The sequence below is a fragment of the Mucilaginibacter sp. genome (genome assembly GCF_028288185.1).
GTDB lineage: Bacteria > Bacteroidota > Bacteroidia > Sphingobacteriales > Sphingobacteriaceae > Mucilaginibacter.
In genome coordinates, this window is record NZ_JAQBOF010000025.1 from 25,307 (window position 1) to 48,059 (window position 22,753).

Sequence of the window (22,753 nt, forward strand, 5' to 3'; positions counted from 1 at the left end):
GCGTAAATAAATGGGGATAGTAAAAGCGCAGGCCTATAAAAATACGATGGTATCATACGGCGGTATGGTAATAGCGTATATAAATACGGTTTTGCTTTTTCCTTTTTTTGTTAACCCGGCCCAATACGGTTTTTATACGCTGATAGTTAGCGTATCGGTACTTTACTCGCTGGTTGCTTCACTAGGTGTGCCCAGCATACTGGCTAAATACTTCCCCTTTTACCGTACGGATGACCGTAAACATAATGGATTTATGCATTGGGCGGCGGGGTTGGCGCTGGCCGGTTTTATTGTGGCAACATTAGTTTATGTTGTATTTAAACCGGTAATACTAGCGCAGTATGCGCAAAAGTCGCCCTTGTTTGCAGAGTACTATTATTACCTGATACCTTTATCCTTTTTTGTATTATCCTTCAATTATTTGGAGATGACGGGGCGGATAGTATATCAAACTATCTATTCAAACTTCCTGCAAAATGTATTGCTGCGATTGCTGACTACAGGTTTCCTGTTGATGATAGCGGCTAAATGGATAAACTTTGAAGATTTTATATTTCTGTACATAGGTTGCAATGGCTTAATATCATTGCTGCTATTTATAAGCATAGTTTATACCGGCAACTTCTCTTATCGGCTTAATGATTTTGGATTTAAAACCATTAAAAAACGCGAGGTTTTAAACTTTGGTTTATTCACGGTAATATCAAGCGCCATATATGTGCTGCTGCAAAAGGTTGATACGTTAATGCTAAGCGCCATGGTTGGCGATGGTGTACAAGGTGTGTATAGCTGGTATTTTAATATAGCCATAGTGATAAGTGTGCCGGCCCAGGCCCTAAGCAGAACCACCTATGCTATTGTTGCCGATGCCTGGAAATCAAACAATCGCGACAACATTATCGAGGTTTATTATAAAACATCTATTATCCAGATGGTAATAGGCTGTTTGCTGTTTATCGGTATTATTGTAAATCGCGAAAACCTATATGCCATTGCCCGGAATAAAGAATACACCGACCCTAAATATTTTAACCTGTTTATAGTGATAGGCTTAGGGTTTTTAGTTGATATTACCGGCGGGCTAAATACTTATATCATGACTACATCGCATAAATACCGCCTGGTTACCGGGTTTGTTATAGCGGCGGTTATATTTTGTGTCAGTCTAAATTATATACTCATACCAAAATACCAGGGCATGGGCGCGGCTATATCCTATTTATTAACCACCATAGGTTTAAATTTTGCCACCTGGTTATATATAAAATACCGGTTTAAAATGCAGCCGTTTAATTACAAGCATATATTAGTAATTGGTATCGCGCTGATAGGCTGGGCAACGGGCCAATATTTTTGGCGAATGCCCAATGTTTTTTTGGATATTGTAGTACGTAGCGGGGTTACTACGCTGGTTTATGGTTTATTGGCCTATTACTTTAAAATATCTACCGATATTAATGAGAAGGCCGATGCCATGCTGAAAAAAGTTTTTCGGTAAATTAGATTGATAATTGAAATTGAATAAAATATAAAAATGCAGGAAGTTAACAGCAGCGAAAACCTTAAAACGGCGTACGATAATTATTATGAAAATAATGATGAAACCTGGCGCATGTTGGGTGCCAAATATAAGGTTGAGCATATTTTAACCGTTTGTAAAGGCTATACTTTTAACAAAGTACTAGAAGTTGGCGCAGGAGATGGTGTGATACTAAAACTATTGTCCGAAAAAAACTTCGCGCCCGAGCTGCACGCGGTCGAGCTATCGGCCAGTGGGGTAGAGCGCATTAAGGAAAGAAACATCCCCAGCATAAAGTCTGTACAGGAGTTTGATGGTTATCATCTGCCGTTTGAAGATGACAGTATGGACCTCATCATTCTTACCCATGTTTTAGAACATGTGGAGCATGAGCGCCTGTTATTACGCGAATTAAAACGTGTCGCAAAAATGGTGGTTATTGAAGTTCCGCGCGATTACCGCACCGGGGTTGATACCCGCATTAAGCATTTTTTGGCTTACGGGCATATCAATGTTTATACGCCAACATCACTACGCTATTTATTGCTGACAGAGGGATTTGAAGTCGTAACAGACCTGACCGATACCATCGCACCCGAAGTAACCAAGTTTTATACTTATATAACACTAAAAAAAACAAAGAACTTTTTAAGCTCGCTTAAAATTGATTTGGAGCATAATGTTAAAAAATTGGCTGCTGCTATCTTTGGTAAAAAGACAGAAGAAAAATTTGCCAATTACTATACGGTTTTATGCAAAAAAGCCGTTGAACAACCTAAAGTGTTTTAAATGCAGAACCTTGCCCCTATAGCGCTATTTGTATATAACCGGCCCGAGCATACCCGCCGTACACTGGCTTATTTGCAAAAGAATTTGCTGGCTGATGAGTCGCGTTTGTTTATATTTTCTGATGGCCCAAAAACCGAAGCCGATAAAGACAAGGTTGATGAGGTAAGGGCATTAGCTAATGAGGTTACCGGTTTTAAATCGGTTAAGGTAATAACCCGAAAGGAAAACCTGGGGCTGGCCAATTCTATAATTATTGGGGTGAGCCAATTGGTGAGCGAGTTTGGAAAGATCATTGTGTTTGAGGATGACATGATCTCATCGCCATATACGCTCGAGTATTTTAACGAGGGATTAACCAAATATCATGATGATGACGCGGTAATGCATATCGGCGCTTATATGTATGACCTGGATGATAAAACCCTGCCCGATGCTTTTTTCCACCGTATTGCTACAAGTTGGGGTTGGGCAACATGGGCACGCGCCTGGCGCGATTTTGAGCCGGATATTGATAAACTGATGGCCCAATTTAACGTAGAACAAAAATACGATTTCTCGATAGGCTACACCATGAACTTCTGGAAACAGATGGAAGAGTTTAAAGCGGGCAGAAACAACTCGTGGGCTATAAGGTGGTACGCGTCCATATTTCTAAAAGGAGGGCTTACGCTTAATCCCTCGCGCTCGCTGGTGCATAACATTGGGCATGACGGTACGGGCGTACACTCAAATATCGAAAACATGTATGGTGTTAATATCTCTAAAAACCCCATCAAGGATTTCCCTGTCGACCTAAAAGAAAATGAGCAGGCACATAATGCTATTAAACGTTTCCTGAAAAATCGCAAGGGTACTTTGCTGCAAAGGGGGATGCGGTTCTTTAAGCAGTGGCGGGTAAAGTCGGCTGTTAAGAAATAGCGCGAAAGTGTCACCCTGAGGCACTCGAAGGGTGAGCGTAAAGGCTTTTGCACATATGCTTCGAGTGCCTCAGCATGACACCCCTTTTAATTAGTTTTTCATCGCCTTCACCACAATATACGGCGACAGGGCCTTGCTCTCAAACGGTGCTATTTTGGTAATAACTTTCCCTGCAAACCATAATCCCTTAACAAACGCCTTGGCTAAAGCAGATTGCGTACCCTTATTCTCTAACCACATAGAAAACTTGCCGTAGTAGTATGATTCTACCTCGGTTAATCCTAACTGCTTACAGCAGTCGGCAAGCAGGGCGGGGTCCATACATTCAATGTAGTGTTTGTTATAATTTTCCAGGTCGAACTTGCGCTGTATCCAGCCGTTTATGCTTTTAAAATTAGGCAGGGTTATAAACAGTGTTCCGCCGGTTTTTAAGAATGGCAGGTGGGTTGCTATAATGGCTTTGGTATCTTTAAAATGCTCTATTAAGCCGAAGGATAATACCATATCATACTGCTCGGCAGGTTGATAGGTAAACAGGTCGGCTTCAATAATTTTAACATCACCGTCTTTTAAACCGTTCTTCTTCAGCAATTCGTTTATCAATCCCTGGTGAATAAAATAGTCGAACAGGGTGGTATCCATGTTCTCATATTTTTTAAGGTAGATGGCATAATATCCAGGGAACCCGCCCAACTCTATCGCTGTTTGGTAGCCTTTATCGGCTTTAAGTTTGCCAAGGATATCGCCAAAAATATAATCACGCTTAATACTAAAAATCAACCCCAGTCTTGATTCCCAAAATGCTTTCCAAAAAGAACGATCTGTTAAATTATTATCCATGTATGCTGTCAGCCTATTATAAATTCTCCGCGGTGTCCTTCTTGTCCAATACCCTTGCCGGGTTACCCACCACCACGCTATTGGCTGGTATGCTTTTGGTAACTACAGATCCTGCGCCTATAACTACGTTATCGCCAATTTCGACATCGCCAATTATAACAACGTTGGCGCCAATATCAACATTGTTGCCAATGCGCGGCGCACGGCCAAAGGTGCCGTCGGCTTGTTTTTTGTGGCCGATGGTGGTGCTGTTTCGTAAAGTGCAGTTATCGCCAATAACAACGCCCAGGTTTATTACCAATGCCTGTCCATGAAATAAAGATAACCCCCTGCCAATAGTAGTTTTACGCGGAATTTCAATACCCCAAACCCACTCTACCAGGTAACGATAAAACATCAGGTATGGAAAAAATATCACCTTGGTTATCATAGACCGGTTAATTAACATTACCAGCCTGAACAAAAACATAACAAGCTGTCCCTTCAAATTTCTATGGTTTGATTGCCAATCCTGAAATAAATAGCTCATGCGGGTTAACTGCTTTGGGTGTTTGTTTATTGAATAATCAAAAGTAAAATTTTTCGGCGTAATAATAGCAGAAAGCTAAAAGCAGAAAGACCAAAGCAAACTAAAGTACAAAGCAATTGAAAAAAGCTTTCTGCTTTAGTCTTTTAGCTTTCTGCTTTATTAGTATACTTGTGACAATGAAAGTAACGCTCATCAATACATCCGATGCCGGGGGGGGTGCACCTGCCGCTTGTATGCGCCTGTTAAAGGCGCTGGTTGGGCAAAAGACTGACGCGGCATTACTGGTACAAGATAAAAAAACTATTGACGATAATGTTCAGGGTATTGCCACTAGCTTTGTTACGAGGTTAAAAGCGCAAATTAATTTCTTACGTGAGCGTATCCCCTTTATATTATTTCATGAAAAGGATAAATCGGTACGGTTTGCATTCTCGCCAGCCAATTCGGGTACAAGCATCAAAAATAATTTTTTAGTTACCGGTGCGGATATTTTACACCTGCACTGGACAAACTCCGGCTTCCTATCCATTACCGACTTGAAAGAACTGGTTGATACCGGCAAACCTATTGTTTGGACGCTGCATGATATGTGGGCCTTTACTGGTGGTTGCCATTACTCGGGCATCTGCGATAATTTTATGCGCGAATGTGGCAATTGCCCTTTTTTGCGGGATGCCGATGAAAATGATATTTCGCATATCGGCTGGCTGCGCAAAGCCGCGCTGTTTAAGGATGCTAAAAATATAACCTTTGTAACCTGCAGCCAATGGCTGGCCGGGGTTGCTAAGCAGAGTTCATTGATAAAAGATTTCAGGATAGAGGCTATTCCAAATCCTATAGATATAGATATTTTTTCGCCGAAGGATAAAGCGGCGGCAAGAGAAAAAAGAGGAATTGATGCCGATGCCAAAATTATCCTTTTCGGCGCGGCTAATATTAACGATAAGCGCAAAGGCATTACTTACCTGGTGGATGCCCTGAATATTTTAAAAGCCAATTATCCGCAAAGCGAAAAAATAGAAATAGTAATATTTGGTAAGAACAAACATTTTGATGTAACACAATTGCCGTTTAAGGTGCATGAGTTAAATCTCATTAGCTCGCAAGAAGAGCTGGCTGACGTTTATAGTATGGCCGATTTGTTTATAACATCATCATTAGAAGATAACCTGCCCAATACCGTTATGGAAGCTTTGGCTTGCGGCACGCCCGTGGTTGCTTTTAATACAGGCGGTATACCCGAAATGGTAGACCATCAGCAGAATGGTTATTTAGCTCAATTTAAATCTGCCGGGGATATGGCTAAAGGATTACAAGAGGTATTGAATGGTGATGCTAAGCTGTCAGGAAACGCCCGCCAAAAGGTGCTTGATAATTATACCAACGAAAAAGTGGCCCAACAATATATTAACCTGTATCAATCCATTATAAAACAATGAGAGCAGGCCAGCCCATATTATCTGTAATAACCGTTGTTTATAATAACGTGGCTGATATTGAGCGCACACTGCTTTCGGTATTGAACCAAACTTATAAGGGGATTGAGTACATTGTTATAGATGGCGGATCAACCGATGGTACAGTACCGATAATTGAAAAATATAAAGACCGGCTCACTAAATTCATCAGCGAAAAAGATAACGGGATCTATGATGCCATGAACAAGGGGCTTATTTTGGCAACAGGTGATTACGTGTTGTTCATGAACTCGGCAGACGAGATCTACTCGGCTGATACTATAGCGAATGTGTTTGCTACTGCCCCCAATGCAGATATCTATTACGGCGAAACAGAAATGATTGATGCATCAAGCAAAAGTTTGGGCCAGCGTCGCCATAAAGCCCCGGCCAATTTTACGTGGAAAAGTTTTAAATATGGCATGAGCGTAAGCCACCAGGCTATTTACATTAAACGCGCATTGGTTGAGCCATATGACCCGCAATACCAATTAAGCGCCGATATCGACTGGATATTACGCGCAGCTAAAAAAGCTAAAACCATTGTAAACGTAAACCAATACGTTGCTAAATATCAGGTAGGCGGAATGTCGAAACTTAAACACCGCCAAAGCCTGGCCGAGCGCTTTGATATTATGAAAAAGCATTATGGTTTGTTGCCAACGCTATTTAACCACGGCATTATCGCATTTAAGTTGGGATGGTATTGGTTGAGGAATAGGAGGACGAACGATTGACCGATAACAATTTGTCATTGCGAGCGTAGCGTGGCAATCGCGAACTATTATCCGCATTGCATCCTTGCGATTGCCGCGCTCGTTCCTCGCTCGCAATGACAATTGGGTAATAAAAAGGGGTGCTGAATGAAATTCAGCACCCCTTTTTATGTGAGCAAGCCTTACGAAGTTTTAAAAACTTTGTAAGGCTGTAATAATTACGCCTTCTTTCCTGTCGGCTTTTTCTTATTCTCAGAATATCCTGCAAAGCCCAACGCTAGTACCAGCAATACAGATCCTGCTAATGAGATATTTTCGCCTGCATAGTATGAAGCAGGGTGAAATATAAATTCTATTTTATGATTGCCTACCGGTATTTGTGCGGCGCGTAAAATATAGTCAGCACGGAAGTAAGGGGTTTGTACCCCATCTAACTTCATGGTCCAGCCCTTGTCGTAATAAACCTCAGAGAATACGGCAATTTGCAATGAGGTTGAGCTGCTTTGATAAACCATGTGATCCGGGTTGTAGTTTACCAGTTTGATGGTAGCGTTTGTATCAACAAATGCCGATTTCTCATCAATTAAGCTTTTATATTTTTGATCGATAATAGCTTCGTCCTTAGGCGAAAAGCTGCTTATAGCCTGCATTTCTTCATCGGCATTTTTAGCATATTTTATGCTATGCACAAACCATGCATGCCCGCAAGCGGTTGCATTGTTTTGCATGCCAAAATTCTGTGTTTTTTGATCCTGGGTAATAATGTATTTAACATTCATCATATCCAAAACATCATGATTAACACTTTTAGCAAACTGGCTATCCAGTATTTCCTGGTAACGCTTTAAGCGTGCTGCCGAATAGCCGCTGAATGATTTATGGAAAAACGGGTTAACCAAATCATAGGTTTGCGATACTGTAGTATCAAACACCCTGAAATCAGGGTCGGTATCCCGGGCTATAAATTGATCTACCACGCGTGGCTGTGGTTTGTTCGATTCTTGTTTTTCGGTAAAGTTTTCGTCTTTTAAATAACGTTTATCTATTTGCCAAACATCAACCAAAATCAAGGCTAAAAAGCCAACCGATAATATAGTGGCGTTAATTTTATGTTTAATAAATGCCCATAATAAACCAAACGCAATCACTACAAATATTAATGAGCGTATAGCATCTGCGCGCTCAAGAGCCATCCTGTCTTTAACAATAGCGTTTGATACCGCGGTGGCTACAGCAGTGTCATTTTGCAGGGCTTGTGCAAGTGCCTGCACGCCGTTTGCCTGCTCTGCTGATCTAAAGCTTAATAAAACTTCGGGCAGGGCTATCAGCACTAATAATAAACCGCCGGTAATATACAAGGCTATCTTTAGCTTTTTGAAAACCTCTTTACTATCAACTGCTTCCAAAACTTCCTTAATAGCTAAAAATGCCAGTATCGGGAAACAAAGGGCCGCGACCGCCAGTACAGATTCTACCGTCCGGAATTTATTATAGAGCGGGAAGTAGTTGAAAAACAGATCGGATACATAAGGCCAGTTACCGCCGAAAGAAAGCAGCATTGTTAAAACCACAGTTGCCAGCAACCACCATTTTACGCGGTTTTTAACAACCAACAATCCAAATATAAACAGGAAACAAATGGCAGCGCCAAAGTAAAACGGTCCGCTGGTATTAGGTTTAGTACCCCAATAAGTACCCATGCCGGGGAATCCGCCGATTTGGTTAGCCATTCTTATAGCCTGGTCCGCAGGAACGCTGCGTGCAGTAAATACTTTTACAGTTTCAGAATTTTCGTCTAAGACCTCGGTAGAGCTGCCACCGCCGTATGCGTTAGGTACTAAAAACGTAAAGCACTCGCCAACGCTTTGGCTGTAGCTATAAGCATAATCTTTAGCCAGGCCGCTGCTTGGCTCGGTTGTATGCTGCGTTAAGTTTGATTGCCCCCTTATAGTTTCTTTACCATAATCATAAGTGCTCCAAAGTATAGACGCGTTTACCGTTACAGCCAACAACAAAGCACCGCCTAAATAAGCTAATGATTTAAAATACGGGCCGGTTGTTTTTGATTTTATGGCGTGATATAATTCAATGCCTGCTAAAATTAATATAGCCAGCATTAAATAATAAGTCATTTGTATGTGATTGGCACGGATCTCCATGGTGAGGAAAAGCGCCGTAAGCGCGCCGCCCAATATGTATTTTCCGCGCAGCGTTAATATTATACTGGCCAATATAGGCGCAAAAAACGCTATTGCATAAGCCTGGTTGGAGTGCCCCGCCACCAGCAAAATGATATTGTAGGATGAAAAGGTAAATGCAATGGCACCCGCTGCCGATAACCACGGATTCAATTTTAATACTATGAACAGGAAGTATGTACCCAATAAAAATATCAATACCGTATCAATAGGGTTTGGGAACACCGCTTTTAGCGCATGGATAACATGTGTAGTAATATTAGCTTTATACGGAGCCCAAAGCTGGAAAGCGGGCATCCCTCCAAATATTTGATTGGTCCACAATATGGTGGTGTCTTTTGCTTTATAAGCGTCAATTTCAGCAGCCGAGGATTGAGCCCCGGTAACATCGGCCTGCCCTAAAGTTTTACCCTGGAAAGCAGGGGTAAAGTATAAGAAGCAGATCACTAAAAAAATTCCTGTAATGGCGAAGTGAATGCCATTGCGCTTAAACCAGTTATTCATCTAAGTTTTTTAAAATGGATATTAATTAATGTTCAAAAATAGAAAATTGCCCGACAATAGGAATTATATGTTTGAAAGGATTTATTAAAGCTGGTTATGCGCTATAAAGTATAGCAGTACAAGGCCTACCAGACTAATTGCGTAAGCAATAATAACTGGCTTAGTAAATTCTTCAATATTTCTGCGGATGTTGAAGTAGTTGTACACCCCCAGCAGGATAATGGTTAGGCCGAAAAACCAGTTTAGTTTGGCATCCAACGTAAAAAGGGTGCAGCAAACTACGTAGTTGGTAATAATAAGTAAAGCATACTTGGGCGTATTGTTATGGTTACGCCTGCGTTTAAATATATCGTCAGATACCATTTAAAATTATTTTACTTCTTCGTAATCTACAAACTCGCCTTCGCTATCAGGGAATTTGCCTTTTTTTCGGTCTTCGGGCACATAATCAACTTTTATGCGGCCGGTTGGCTGTTGTTGGGTGCTTTTATAATTTGTTTGTTGCTGCTGATGTTGCTGCGCTTTGTTTACCACACTTTGAAAAAGCATTGGCAATGCCCAGCGTATAATTGCCCTTACTATATATAATATCCCTATGGCAATAAAGAGAAAACGGATTAATTCTTCCATTTGTGTATTTCTTAATAATTAGCGTACAAATATAATATTATAACGGCAAAATTGTTTGCTTATGATTTTTCCGTTTTATTTTGGACGGATGGCTGTTGCCATTTGTTACTGTTGTTTTGTTTGCCGAGTGTCATTTCCTGCTGCACCACCACCTGCACCATGGTGCAGTGCAATCAATTAACTAAAACTTCTCCTCCATCATTTTCTCCAAAGCAAACATTTCATCGCGCAGCTTGGCGGCCAATAAAAAATTCATGTCTTTGGCAGCGGCAAGCATATCTTTCTTGGTGTTTTCTATTGATTTCTTCAGGTCAGGTTTTGACATGTATTGAACAATTGGGTCGGCAGCCATACTGATCATATCCTGCTCCACATAAGCTTTCTGCACCCCTCCCTGAAAATCCATCACCGATGTTTGCTCAATAATTTCGGCACGGGTTTTACCAACGGTTAGCGGTGTTATGCCATGCTCGGTGTTATAAGCTATCTGCAATTCGCGGCGGCGGGTGGTTTCGCTCATGGTAATGGCCATCGAGTCGGTAATTTTATCAGCATACATAATTACCCGGCCACGGTCATTACGCGCGGCACGGCCTATGGTTTGTATCAATGATCGCTCACTGCGTAAAAAGCCCTCCTTATCAGCATCCAAAATAGCTACTAAGGATACCTCGGGCAAATCCAGTCCCTCACGTAATAAGTTAATACCAATCAGCACATCAAACACGCCTAAACGCAAATCGCGAAGTATCTCTACCCGTTGCAGGGTCTTAACTTCCGAGTGTATGTAGCGGCATTTAATGCCTAATCTATCCATGTATTTGGCCAGTTCTTCGGCCATGCGTTTGGTTAGCGTGGTTACCAGTACACGGTCGCCTAGTTTTACAATTTTATCTACTTCATCCAGCAAGTCATCCACCTGGTTAATAACCGGTCGCACTTCAATAATAGGGTCTAATAAACCTGTAGGGCGTATTACCTGTTCCACAACCACACCGCCCGATTTTTCTAATTCAAAATCGGCAGGGGTGGCGCTTACATAAATAGTTTGGGGTGCCAACCGCTCAAACTCCTGGAAGTTTAGCGGGCGGTTATCCATAGCTGCCGGCAGACGGAAACCATAATCGACCAATGAGATCTTACGCGAACGGTCACCACCATACATTGCCCGGATCTGCGGTACGGTAACGTGGCTTTCATCAATCACCATTAAATAATCATCAGGGAAATAATCCAGCAAACAGAACGGCCTGGCACCCGGCGCGCGCCCATCAAAAAAGCGCGAATAATTTTCAATACCCGAGCAATAACCCAACTCGCGGATCATCTCCAAATCATAATTAACCCTTTCTTCCAAACGCTTGGCTTCCAGGAAACGGCCGTCATCAATAAATTGCTTTTTGCGGGTCTCCAGTTCTTCCTGTATGGCCCAGATAGATTGAGTAAAACGTTCGCGGGGGGCAACATATAAGTTAGCGGGATAAAGCACCATGTGCGTCATCTTCTCTACCGTTTTGCCGGTGCCGATATCAAATGTGCTTAGTTCTTCAATATCATCGCCAAAAAAAGATATACGGTAGGCGTGGTCCATATACGCCGGGAAAATATCAACCGTATCGCCTTTAACCCTGAATGTACCACGTTTAAAATCGGTAGTAGTGCGTGAGTATAAGATCTCAACCAGTCTATGCAAAAAAGCATTACGGCTAACACGCGTACCTACAGCGAATTTAAATACCGAGTTAGCAAAATCCTCCGGGTTTCCCATACCATAAATGCACGATATGGATGATACCACAATAACATCCCTGCGGCCACTCATTAATGCCGATGTGGTACGCAAACGCAGTTTTTCAATCTCCTCGTTTATCTGCAGGTCTTTTTCTATATAGGTATTGGTGGTAGGAATAAATGCTTCGGGCTGGTAATAATCATAATACGAAACAAAGTAGTTAACCGAGTTCTCCGGAAAAAACTGTTTGAACTCGCCGTACAACTGCGCCGCCAAAGTTTTGTTGTGGCTTAAAACCAGCGTAGGCTTTTGTGTTTGTTGTATAACATTGGCAATACTAAATGTTTTACCCGAGCCGGTAACACCCAGCAGGGTTTGATAGTTGTCGCCATTGTTTACACCCTCAACCAGTTGACGGATGGCTTCGGGCTGGTCGCCGGTGGGTTTATATTGAGAAGTTAAGTTAAAATCCATTGATGATGTAAAAATACGGTTTTTGAAAGATTAGTGATTGAAGATTGAAGATTAGTTGATTAGCAAGAGCATTAGTTTTACATTCTATTAATAAAACAAAATTAATGCCGTTGATGACAGCCCTATGTCAGTAGAGAAAGATTAGTTAATTAGAGATTAAAGATTAGTTATTTTTATTTATGATTAATTAGATTTACAATTACAAACGCGCCAGGCCTAATCTTTAATCTTCAATCACTAATCTTTTGAAAGCATGATCTTCATCCTCAACAAAACAAACACCATTGCCAACAGTTTTTTGGCCGAAATGCGCGATGTTAATATACAGCAGGATAAGCAGCGTTTTAGGCACAACCAGGAAAAACTGGGCGAGATACTGGCGTACGAGATAAGTAAGACATTTAAATATACGCCCGAAGAAATACAAACGCCGTTAGGTATCTGCAATATTAATTTACCTGGTGCTGCGCCAGTGTTGGGTACGATATTGCGTGCCGGTTTACCTTTTCACCAGGGGTTTATGAATTATTTTGATCAGTCGGAATCTGCATTTATTACCGCTTGCCGCAAGGTTAAGCGCTCTGGTGATTTTACGATACGGATAGACCATATATCAACCCCAAATTTAGATGGAAAAACTTTTATTTTATGCGATACCATGCTGGCTACTGGCCAAAGTATTGTGGATGTTTGCAAAGAATTAATGGCTACCTATAAAATTGCCAACCTGCACATTGCCGCCGTAATTGCCAGCACGGTAGGTATAGCGCATGTGCAAGCCAACCTGCCCAAAGCCAAAATATGGGTTTGCGCGGTAGATGAAGAAATGACCAGCAAATCATACATCGTACCGGGGTTGGGTGACGCGGGGGATTTGGCGTTTGGGGATAAGGCGTAGGGGATTTCGGATTTGTAATTGACTGTTAAAAACAGTTAATGTTTACCGTGCTATGCAGGCGATTAAACTTTTATTGCTTTTCTTTATCCAATAAAAAAACATTTACCTAAATGGCCTTAAAATCTTATCACTTATTAATTGGCGTTTTATTGTTGTTGATGGGCGCCTCGCATGTACAGGCGCAAACCGCAAAAGACATATTACTTAAAAATGTGGGCACTTTACCCATGCCCCCGGTGCCCGAGTGCATCTCCTTTTTTTATACAACAAATGAACGGCCCGAAATTATTGCTACCACCAAATGGGATGGCGCGCCGGACGTATGGATGCCGGTTATTATTGTGTCTACGGTAGATAAAGGCAAAGTATTAGCATTGAACAGTCCCGAATATCTCAAACCCATTATGCTGCAAAATAGGGACGTGGCACAATTACTTATCAATACGTTAACCTGGGCAGGCAATGGTAAAAAAAGCCTAAGTGTTGCCCTTACAACTAAAGCCGACAATAAAGCGCTTCGCGATCTGTTAGCCGGCAACGGGGCATCGGCTTATATCATCAAAGACTTCGACTTTAAAAGTAAACCGGACGTTTTAATATTGACCGAAGAAGTAGTTAACCCGTTGCGGCAAAAACGTATAGAAACTTTTGTGCGTAGTGGCGGTACGTTGATATTTGCTTCGCCTTATAATGAGATTCGCAATAAGAGAGATTCGACTAAAAAAGAAGATGTTTCATTACTGAGTATAAACAAGGTATTGACCAAAGCCGGTATATTTAGTATGTACACCTTTGCCAAGCAGCCGGCAAACAACAAAGTATTAAGGACAGACAGCGTGCCTGATTATATGCACATTAATACCATATTGCCCAGGTTGTTGTTACAACAAAAATCAGACAGGGATGATTTTATAGATTACGCTTTTGTAACCCCGATGCTTGAACTAGTGGGTGAAAATAATAGTATTGATGCCCCGATTTTTAAACACCTTAAGCAATATTTTAAAGTGCCTGATGTTTTACCCGTGCCTACAGTTGCCAAACCGGTAATTAATAATACGCCCGAGCTTAAGATAGCTACAAAAATTGCGTATATGCTGTATACCAAACAACAGGACTTTGACAAACACCCAACAGCAAAAGCGCCGGGTTATGAAAATTTTCCGGGCGCGGTGCCAGCGGGTGCCGCCCGTGTTACCCAAACGGTTACCATCCCGGTAATGGTGGGTACACAAGGGCTGCCCGATATGCCGTCCGTTTATTTTCGCCCGCATACTACCGGATTATATGTGCCCGCCGGTGAAAAGGTAACCGTAACTATAAGCAAAGCCAATATAAAGCAACACCTAAAAGCACAAATTGGCGTACATGATGATAACGTAACCCATCTTGACGAGTTTAAACGCGTACCTGTTGATATGACCAAAGTGGTGGATCTTGATAAAGAAAAAATAGAGATATACTCGCCTTATGGGGGTTTGTTATTGATCAGTATTGCCGATACCAGTAAACTAAAAACACTAAAAATAACAGTAAGCGGCGCGGTAAAAGCGCCTTACTTTAAACTGAGCGAAACCAATGAGCAGGATTGGATCAAAACCATCCGCAACAATCCCGCCCCATGGGCCGAACTGGCTACCGATAAGATTGTGTTTACAGTGCCATCGTCCTATGTTCGTTATTTAAACAATCCGGTTAAGCTAATGCAATTTTGGGATGAAGTAATGGATGCTGATGCAGACTTAGCTATAGTATCCAGAAAACGCGTACATCAGGAAAGGATAATTGTGGATGTATCTGTGGCCTATGGAGGGTTGTTTACTGTGCCTTATAAAATAGTTGCGCCTGACGAAGAAAGTTCTCGGCAAATGCTTGACGAAGTGTATATGCGATCAAAAGGTTTATGGGGCCAGTTTCATGAACTGGGCCATCGCCACCAGTTTTTTGATCTTAATTTCCCCGGGACTACAGAGGTAACCGTGAATTTATTTACCATGTACGTTTTTGATAAAGTGTTGCACAAGGGCCTTTATAATCATGAAGGTATGGAGGATATGACCAAGGTAGTTAAGGTTATAAAAGATTACCTGGCAGATAATCCCACTTATGAAAAATGGAGTAACGACCCCTTCCTGGCGCTAAGCATGTACATCCAGATAATTGACGCCTTTGGATGGGATGCTATTAAGGCGGCTAACACGGTTTATCGTAATTTACCTTTAACCCAATACTCCAAAACAGATCAGGATAAACGTGACCTTTGGTTTACCACCATCTGCAAAGCCACTAACAGTAATATGAGTCGTTTTTTTGATGTGTGGAAGATAGAGGTGTCAGCTGCTGCCAAAAAACAAGTAGCAGGTTATAAAGAATGGTTCCCTAAAGTGTTGGAAAATTAAATAAACAATAGTGCTGATAATGAGTTATGTACAATATAACTCACAACATATGAAAAAGATTATTACTACTTGTTTAACAGCGCTGCTAATAGCAGGCTCATTAAATTTATTTGCCGATAAATTACCCAAAAAAGAATATGTAAAGGTGCCGGATGGCCGCAGCATAACCATGCAACCGTCTATAAATCACTTGGGCCACGCTAATGGCATAGTAGCTATAGATTTTGTAATGGATAAAAAAGGTAATGTAATTTCGGCACACGCTGACCGCAGGCACACTACTGTAAAAGATAAAAACTTTGTACGCAAAGTTGAAGAAGCTGTAATGGCCATAAAATTTAATAAAGACAAACATGCGCCTGATGAGCAAAGGGGTAGTTTGGCGTATTCGTTTAGATAGATATTTCAATTTAATAGCGATGGGTTTAAAACCCATCGCTATTAAACTATAATGGCTAAAACATTAACTTTGGCCTGATGAAATACCAACACATCTTCTTCGACCTTGACCATACCATTTGGGATTTTGATAAAAATGCCGAGGAGGCATTGCAAGAGTTATATGTTATTCATCGCTTAAATGATATCGGGCTAAATTCTGCCGAGGTATTTATTGAAACCTATACCCAAAATAACCACAGGCTTTGGCGCGAATATCATATCGGTAACATCACCAAAGAGACCCTGCGCGAAGCGCGTTTTAAACAAACGTTTTTAGACCTTGGCGTACATCCTGACGTAATTCCGCATGGTTTTGAGGATGAGTATGTAAAACTCTGTCCAACCAAAACCAACCTATTCCCCAACGCGCATGAAACGCTGGAATATCTAAGTTCAAAATATACACTGCATTTAATATCTAACGGGTTTAAAGAGTCGCAGGATATTAAAATAAACGGAACTGGCATTGGTAAATATTTTACTCACATTGTTATATCAGAACTGGTTGGCGTTAACAAACCAGATCCGGCTATATTTCAATATGCTATCAATACGGCCCAAACAACTAAGGCCCAAAGCCTGATGATAGGCGACAGCCTGGAAGCCGATGTGCTGGGCGCTTTAAACTTTGGTATGGATGCTATTTATTTTAATCCGTTCAACACACCAAAGCCCGATGAGGTGCCGGTGCAAATAAATGATTTAAAAGAGCTAACTTTAATGCTATGAAAATAGCCGAAGAGCGCCGTGCCATTGATACCGCGCTTGATAACTATCGCAACCAGTTAGATACCATTCCTGACGATTTGTTTGACGTTACGCCGCCGGGTGGTGGCTGGTCATTTGCCGAAGTGTATTCACATATTTTGCAGGCAACCATAGGCTCAACCATAGCTGCCGAGCGTTGTGCGAATGGCACTTGCGAGCCAACTAAAAAAGACCTTACACTAATTGGAAGATTTGCGTTGCTGTTTGGCTATATGCCAAAAGTAAAAACTACTGAAGAAGGCGCTAAAATTCCCGTAAAAAAATTAACAAAAGAAGAGGCCAGGAACCTGCTGGTAAAATGCCACAGCAGAATAGATATCATAACACCACATATTAATGGTGCATTGGCGCATAGCCGTTTTAAACATTCGCGTTTTGGTATGATGAATGCCGGGCAATGGTATAAGTTTATACTCGTCCATTTAAAACATCATTTAAAACAGCTGGAGCGGGTTAAGAAGAAGTTTGCTATTTAGTTACAAGCAAATAATATTCCAGAAAACGTCACCTTATATCAGCTATAATCTGCTCATAGGCAATATTGTGCAAATGTTAAAAAAAATAAATTTCATACCCAATGAAACCTTTTACATTTAACAGAGTCTTAATGTTAAAATAATATACATTAACCACCTTTGTAAAAACCTTGTAAAATGCATTTTGAATACGCATATATGGTTGTAATAATACTCCTGCTGTCGGTAGGGTTATTTTATTTAAGTCCATATGAACTTACTACGAATAAGGAAGAGGACGATGAGTAAGTGTTGTTAAATATTCTCATTTATTTTTTCAGTGAATTTGTCCCCGTCGAGTGGTGTTTTTATTTTATTACCTAATTAAAGATTGCGCTACTAAATTTGCATGTGTAGGTATATATAATTAAGCCCACATGCAATTATTAACGCTGGTAGTTTTTGAATGACATTTTTTTCCATTATTCTCCATTTACTTAAGGTCGATTAAATAATAAATCCTACTTTACAGCGTCCAAATATTTATTTATTGATGCTGTTTACTTCTATCCAGTTCGCATTTTTTTTTCTGATAACTACCGCCTTATTTTACCTATTACCGCATAGATTTAGATGGTTATTATTGTTATTAGCAAGCTGTTATTTTTATATGGCTTTTGTACCAGTGTACATCCTGATTTTGGGGGCTACCATAATTATAGATTATTTTGCCGGGCTGTACATCGAGAAAAATGTTGGTGTTAAAAGAAAAACTTTACTAATAGTTAGCCTTGTTGCTAATATTGGGGTTCTTTGCTTTTTTAAATATTACAATTTTATTAATGAAAACATTAGTGCCGTTTTGCAAAACTGGCACTATAAAACGCCATTCCCTCAATTAACTATATTACTGCCTATTGGCTTGTCGTTTCATACTTTTCAAGCTATGAGTTATACTGTTGAAGTATATCGTGGCAATCAGCCTGCCGAAAGAAAATTTGGCATATACGCGCTTTACGTAATGTTTTACCCTCAGTTGGTGGCCGGTCCTATAGAACGCCCGCAAAGGTTACTACCGCAGTTTCACACCAAACAAGCTTTTAATATCGAAAACATAAGTAGTGGCTTACAACAAATGCTAATTGGCTTTATTAAAAAACTGGTAGTTGCAGACAGGGTTGCATTATTTGTAGATAATATTTATGACCACTCGGCCCTTCAATCGGGTAAATCATTAGCCCTGGCGACAGTGTTTTTTGCTTTTCAGATATATTGCGATTTTTCTGGTTATACAGACATTGCCATCGGGGCTGCAAAAGTTTTAGGTTATGATTTGATGAAGAATTTTAACCGGCCTTATTTAGCTGTTTCCCTGGCGCAATTTTGGCAGCGCTGGCATATTTCGCTCTCCACATGGTTTAGAGATTATTTGTACATACCATTGGGCGGTAATCGTGTTAGTAATTTTAGGCGCTACGGTAATTTACTTATTGTGTTTTTTATAAGTGGTTTATGGCACGGCGCTAAATGGACGTTTGTAATCTGGGGTACTCTTAATGGCTTGCTTCTGGTTATTGAATCTATGCTTAACATTTCATCAAAAAGGGGGCATTGGCTAAAAACTATTGTTAAAACATTAGTTACATTTTTATTGATATGTGTAACCTGGGTGTTTTTTCGGGCACCTACAATTGATAACGCTATTTATATTTTAATGAAAATATTGAAATTTGATGGCGGTTTAATGCAGGGCAATGACCATTACTATTATGCTTTTATAGTTGTTACCATATTAATGCTTTTTGAAATAATTAATGAGTATAAACCAACCCTCTATAAAATAGTCCCCAATAACTTTGCAGTCCGCTGTGCTTACTATACCCTGTTGGTTGTAATAATTTTACAGTTTGGTGTTTTTGATGGCAGTCAATTTATTTACTTCCAATTTTAGTTATATGGGCAATAACTATAAAGTATTATTAATTAAGCTTTTTATAATGACTGCGGTTATAATTTCTGTTGATGCTGTTGCCGGGCTGGGATTAAAAAATATTTTTTATAAGCAAAAAAAAGGTAAATACTACAAGGTAACACACGCTATAAAAAATGCAAAGGAAGATATTTTGATCTTTGGAAACTCACACGCGTCCGAACATTTTGATGCCCCATTAATGAAAAAGCTCACATTAAATACTGTGTTTAATTTTGGTAACCAGGGGCAAAGCTTACTATATGTTTATCCGCTGGTAAAATCGATATTAGCCTATCATAAACCATTGTTAATAATCGTTAACCTGGATTATGACGAACTGCAATTTAAAAGCGAAGCTTATGAAAGGTTATCAATACTATTACCATATTATCATATTAATGAGGTAATAGACTCGGCAATAGCACTAATGCCTTATAATGAAGATTTAAAATGCCACTCTTTTCTTTATAGATATAATTCAACCCTGGGCAATATTATGTTGAATATTTCCGGCAAAAAATTAATTTCTAACCAGGGCTATGAACCCATTGCCGGTAATATATGCCGCGTTAATGGCACCGAAAAGATAGAAAGCCCAACCAACGCTTCGAGTTTTGATCAAAATAAAATTAAATATTTAATGATGCTGATAAGCGCCGTACATAAAGCAAATGTAAAGCTGCTAATAACCACAACGCCTATCTATAATTACAACGCAAACCAAAAAAATATTTACAAAGAAAAGCTTAGGCGAATTTTGAACGGCCTTAATGTTAAATATCTGGACTATGGTACTAATAACGAGTTTAAGGGCAAGTGCCAATATTTTAGTGATGATACACACCTAAATCCCGATGGTGCCGACAAATGGACAACTCAATGCAGTAGCTACGCAAAAGCTATGATTAACAATTAACATGCTCTTAATAATATAGTAATATGGTGGCCCTATTTTTGTAGGAAGTTATATTAATATATTGATAGTAGCATTGAAGCTATTTTTTTTAAGTATTTCTCTACTTTCTGTAACCCGAATAGATTTACCGGGCGCAACTTTATCCCACAAATTTTATGGCAAAGCGCGAAGTTGATATTGTTATTATATCTGATGTGCATTTGGGTACCTATGGCTGCCATGCCAAAGAACTGCTTAAATATTTAAAAAGCATTAAACCCAAAATGTTAATTCTGAATGGCGATATTATTGATATATGGCAGTTCAGCAAATCTTACTGGCCTGAGGCGCATATGAAAGTAGTGCGCCGCATATTAAAATTTGTTACCGAAGGTGTTCCCGTTTATTACCTAACCGGCAACCACGATGAAATGCTGCGAAAGTTTGCCGATTTCGACCTGGGATCATTCAAACTATTAAATAAAGTTGTATTAAACATCGATGGAAAAAAAGCCTGGATATTTCATGGTGATGTGTTTGATGTTACTATGCAGCACTCTAAATGGCTGGCTAAACTGGGCGCTGTTGGTTATGATACGCTGATATTATTAAATAGTATAACCAATTGGTTTTTGACCGCGATAGGCCGCGAAAAAATGAGCTTCTCGCAAAAGGTAAAAGCCAAGTTTAAGGATGCTGTAAAATTTATCAATCAGTTTGAACAAACCGCTGCCGACCTGGCCGTGGCTAAAGAATATCAATACGTAATATGCGGCCACATCCACCACGCCGAGATCCGCGAGATGACGGCTTCTGACAACCCGGGCAAGGTGCTATACCTAAACAGTGGCGATTGGGTTGAAAGTCTTACCGCTTTAGAGTACAATAACGGTAATTGGGAGATCTTTAAATATGATCCCAACGATTTCAAAAAAGATACTGATGAGGACGACATCACCGATGCCGAGGATCTGGAAGCGAAAATGGATGTGAATTTATTGTTGGAAAGATTTAAGCAGGAAGCGTCGTAGAACGTTACTCTGGTATTCCAATTTTATCTATTAGTGCTATAGATTGAACTACAACCTTAATTTTTTTAGTCCTGAGATCATTCACCATGTTTTGCCAATCTTGTACTCCTAAACTTGCACCTTTAAAACCAAAGGAAATTTTGTCGTCTCTTATTACCTTTAAACTAGCTTTAGCAGTCGATCTATAGCTTGAGTTTAGTAGTTGGATTTCGGTGATCTCATTTAGAGGATACCTAATCTTCATGAATGGCAAGAGATAATTCTTTACAATAAAATCATCTTCTGTTATCTCAAAATAAAAAGAATCAATAACAGCTATAAAAAACGAGACGATAATAATTATCCAGTATCCACTGTCTATTATATTATGTAATGTTACTTTACCAATTATTCCAAAAAGTAATAGAAAACCTGCAGGGATAGCATTATTTATATTGAATAGTCTGTTACCAGAATAGGTCATTAGTTTTAGAATTTATATGGTGAAGTTAATATTTATACAATTACAAACAAATATGGATATCGGGCACAACCTTATGAGTTATCTTTGTTAATTTGGCTCCGTTTACACAATGAAGATCTTATACGCCATACAAGGAACAGGAAACGGGCACATTAGCCGCGCGCGGGAGATTGTGCCTTTACTACAAAAGTATGGCGAGCTGGACCTGCTGGTAAGCGGCACCGAGGCCGAAGTAACCTTAGCGCAGCCGCTAAAATATAAATTTCATGGTATTAGTTTTGTATTTGGCAGCAATGGCGGGGTTGATAAATGGGCCACCTTTAAACTAATGAACCTTCGCCGGTTTTGGCGCGATATGCATAGCCTGCCGCTAGAAGAATACGACCTGATCATTAATGATTTTGAACCGGTAAGCGCCTGGGCATGTAAGCTCAAAAAGATACCATCTGTTTCTTTAAGTCACCAATGTTCTTTTGTTTCAAAAAACACTCCTCGCCCCAAAAAGCGGAGCTATGGCGAGTGGGTACTTAAAAATTATTCGCCTACTACACACCATATCGGTTTCCATTTTGAGCGTTATGCCGATTTTATACATACCCCCGTTATTCGCAGCGAAATACGTAACCTGCAAACCAGTAACCTGGGCCACTATACAGTTTATTTGCCTGCTTATGACGATAAAAAACTTACCAAATATTTAAACGAAACCGATGTGCAATGGCACATTTTCTCCAAGCGCCAAAAAACTGCTTATACCGATGGTAACGTACAGGTAATACCGGTAAATAACGAAGGTTTTAATATTAGCCTGGCCAGTTGTGAGGGATTGCTTACAGGCGGCGGATTTGAAGGGCCTGCCGAAGCGCTGTTTCTGCAAAAAAAGTTAATGATGATACCCATGCAAGGGCAGTACGAGCAGCAATGCAACGCCCTGGCAACATCACGCCTGGGTGTGCCTGTTTTACAGGCTATTGGCGATGGTTTTGTGGATCATTTAAAAAAATGGATAAAAGAAGATAACAAGGTTTGGGTTGATTTCCCCGATGAAACCGCGCAGATTGTGCATGATATGGTGCAGCGATATGCAAGGTGATCTCTTAAAAGTTCGTTACCTATCCCTTGGTA

At 40.3% G+C, this 22,753-nt stretch carries 21 protein-coding genes; 14 read left to right on the forward strand and 7 right to left on the reverse strand.

Annotated features, from left to right (window positions below):
* Positions 1-10 precede the first annotated feature (10 nt).
* The 3 genes from JWQ34_RS09710 to JWQ34_RS09720 are packed head-to-tail and all read left to right on the forward strand — an operon-like array spanning position 11 to position 3,226.
* Complete coding sequence (locus tag JWQ34_RS09710) at positions 11-1,498, forward strand: polysaccharide biosynthesis C-terminal domain-containing protein (protein WP_299356957.1); 1,488 nt, start codon at positions 11-13, stop codon at positions 1,496-1,498.
* 36 nt (positions 1,499-1,534) lie between these two features.
* Positions 1,535-2,308 (forward strand): class I SAM-dependent methyltransferase, encoded by a 774-nt coding sequence (locus JWQ34_RS09715; protein WP_299356958.1) that lies wholly within the window; start codon positions 1,535-1,537, stop codon positions 2,306-2,308.
* Entirely contained in the window at positions 2,309-3,226 is a 918-nt protein-coding gene (locus JWQ34_RS09720; protein ID WP_299356961.1) for a glycosyltransferase, read from the forward strand.
* Positions 3,227-3,316: 90 nt separating this feature from the next.
* Here the strand turns inward: JWQ34_RS09720 and JWQ34_RS09725 are convergent, their stop codons facing one another.
* Both JWQ34_RS09725 and JWQ34_RS09730 read right to left on the reverse strand, forming a co-directional pair.
* Positions 3,317-4,066 carry a class I SAM-dependent methyltransferase gene (locus tag JWQ34_RS09725; protein ID WP_299356963.1) on the reverse strand — a complete coding sequence of 250 codons (750 nt, stop codon included), beginning with the start codon at positions 4,064-4,066 and terminating at the stop codon, positions 3,317-3,319.
* A gap of 16 nt (positions 4,067-4,082) precedes the next feature.
* The gene (locus JWQ34_RS09730) at positions 4,083-4,595 is read right to left on the reverse strand and encodes a serine acetyltransferase (RefSeq protein WP_299356965.1); all 513 of its coding nucleotides are present in this window, start codon (positions 4,593-4,595) and stop codon (positions 4,083-4,085) included.
* Positions 4,596-4,771: 176 nt separating this feature from the next.
* Between JWQ34_RS09730 and JWQ34_RS09735 the strand changes: the two genes are divergently transcribed.
* The gene (locus JWQ34_RS09735) at positions 4,772-6,034 is read left to right on the forward strand and encodes a glycosyltransferase family 4 protein (RefSeq protein WP_299356966.1); all 1,263 of its coding nucleotides are present in this window, start codon (positions 4,772-4,774) and stop codon (positions 6,032-6,034) included.
* A complete protein-coding gene (locus JWQ34_RS09740) occupies positions 6,031-6,789 on the forward strand; it encodes a glycosyltransferase family 2 protein (RefSeq protein ID WP_299356967.1) in 759 nt (252 codons plus the stop codon). The genes JWQ34_RS09735 and JWQ34_RS09740 overlap by 4 nt, the downstream gene beginning before the upstream one ends.
* A gap of 197 nt (positions 6,790-6,986) precedes the next feature.
* Here JWQ34_RS09740 and JWQ34_RS09745 read toward each other — a convergent pair whose 3' ends face one another.
* The 4 genes from JWQ34_RS09745 to uvrB all read right to left on the reverse strand — a co-directional run bounded on the left by JWQ34_RS09745 (position 6,987) and on the right by uvrB (position 12,306).
* Complete coding sequence (locus JWQ34_RS09745) at positions 6,987-9,470, reverse strand: hypothetical protein (RefSeq protein ID WP_299356968.1); 2,484 nt, start codon at positions 9,468-9,470, stop codon at positions 6,987-6,989.
* A gap of 84 nt (positions 9,471-9,554) precedes the next feature.
* A complete protein-coding gene (locus tag JWQ34_RS09750) occupies positions 9,555-9,833 on the reverse strand; it encodes a hypothetical protein (RefSeq protein ID WP_299356970.1) in 279 nt (92 codons plus the stop codon).
* Positions 9,834-9,839: 6 nt separating this feature from the next.
* Positions 9,840-10,100, reverse strand: coding sequence for a DUF4834 family protein (locus tag JWQ34_RS09755; RefSeq protein WP_299356972.1), 261 nt, complete (start codon positions 10,098-10,100; stop codon positions 9,840-9,842).
* Between the two features lie 181 nt (positions 10,101-10,281).
* The gene (gene uvrB, locus JWQ34_RS09760; protein ID WP_299356974.1) at positions 10,282-12,306 is read right to left on the reverse strand and encodes an excinuclease ABC subunit UvrB; all 2,025 of its coding nucleotides are present in this window, start codon (positions 12,304-12,306) and stop codon (positions 10,282-10,284) included.
* A gap of 253 nt (positions 12,307-12,559) precedes the next feature.
* Between uvrB and upp the strand changes: the two genes are divergently transcribed.
* The 8 genes from upp (at position 12,560) to JWQ34_RS09800 (ending at position 21,165) form a co-directional block, all read left to right on the forward strand.
* Complete coding sequence (gene upp, locus JWQ34_RS09765) at positions 12,560-13,204, forward strand: uracil phosphoribosyltransferase (protein WP_299356976.1); 645 nt, start codon at positions 12,560-12,562, stop codon at positions 13,202-13,204.
* Between the two features lie 110 nt (positions 13,205-13,314).
* Positions 13,315-15,603 carry a M60 family metallopeptidase gene (locus tag JWQ34_RS09770; RefSeq protein WP_299356978.1) on the forward strand — a complete coding sequence of 763 codons (2,289 nt, stop codon included), beginning with the start codon at positions 13,315-13,317 and terminating at the stop codon, positions 15,601-15,603.
* A gap of 49 nt (positions 15,604-15,652) precedes the next feature.
* Positions 15,653-16,003: a hypothetical protein gene (locus tag JWQ34_RS09775; protein ID WP_299356980.1), complete on the forward strand. Its 351-nt coding sequence runs from the start codon at positions 15,653-15,655 to the stop codon at positions 16,001-16,003.
* 77 nt (positions 16,004-16,080) lie between these two features.
* Entirely contained in the window at positions 16,081-16,773 is a 693-nt protein-coding gene (locus JWQ34_RS09780; protein ID WP_299356982.1) for a YjjG family noncanonical pyrimidine nucleotidase, read from the forward strand.
* Positions 16,770-17,288: a DinB family protein gene (locus JWQ34_RS09785; protein WP_299356984.1), complete on the forward strand. Its 519-nt coding sequence runs from the start codon at positions 16,770-16,772 to the stop codon at positions 17,286-17,288. The genes JWQ34_RS09780 and JWQ34_RS09785 overlap by 4 nt, the downstream gene beginning before the upstream one ends.
* 649 nt (positions 17,289-17,937) lie before the next feature.
* Positions 17,938-19,218, forward strand: coding sequence for an MBOAT family protein (locus JWQ34_RS09790; RefSeq protein ID WP_299356985.1), 1,281 nt, complete (start codon positions 17,938-17,940; stop codon positions 19,216-19,218).
* Positions 19,219-19,264: 46 nt separating this feature from the next.
* Complete coding sequence (locus tag JWQ34_RS09795; RefSeq protein WP_299356987.1) at positions 19,265-20,155, forward strand: hypothetical protein; 891 nt, start codon at positions 19,265-19,267, stop codon at positions 20,153-20,155.
* A 155-nt stretch (positions 20,156-20,310) separates the two neighbouring features.
* Complete coding sequence (locus tag JWQ34_RS09800; RefSeq protein ID WP_299356989.1) at positions 20,311-21,165, forward strand: UDP-2,3-diacylglucosamine diphosphatase; 855 nt, start codon at positions 20,311-20,313, stop codon at positions 21,163-21,165.
* 4 nt (positions 21,166-21,169) lie between these two features.
* On the opposite strand, the gene JWQ34_RS09805 is transcribed toward JWQ34_RS09800, so the two are convergent.
* A complete protein-coding gene (locus JWQ34_RS09805) occupies positions 21,170-21,628 on the reverse strand; it encodes a hypothetical protein (protein ID WP_299356991.1) in 459 nt (152 codons plus the stop codon).
* A gap of 109 nt (positions 21,629-21,737) precedes the next feature.
* Here JWQ34_RS09805 and JWQ34_RS09810 point away from each other — a divergent pair, with 109 nt between their 5' ends.
* Positions 21,738-22,721: a glycosyltransferase family protein gene (locus JWQ34_RS09810; protein WP_299356993.1), complete on the forward strand. Its 984-nt coding sequence runs from the start codon at positions 21,738-21,740 to the stop codon at positions 22,719-22,721.
* Positions 22,722-22,753: the final 32 nt, after the last annotated feature.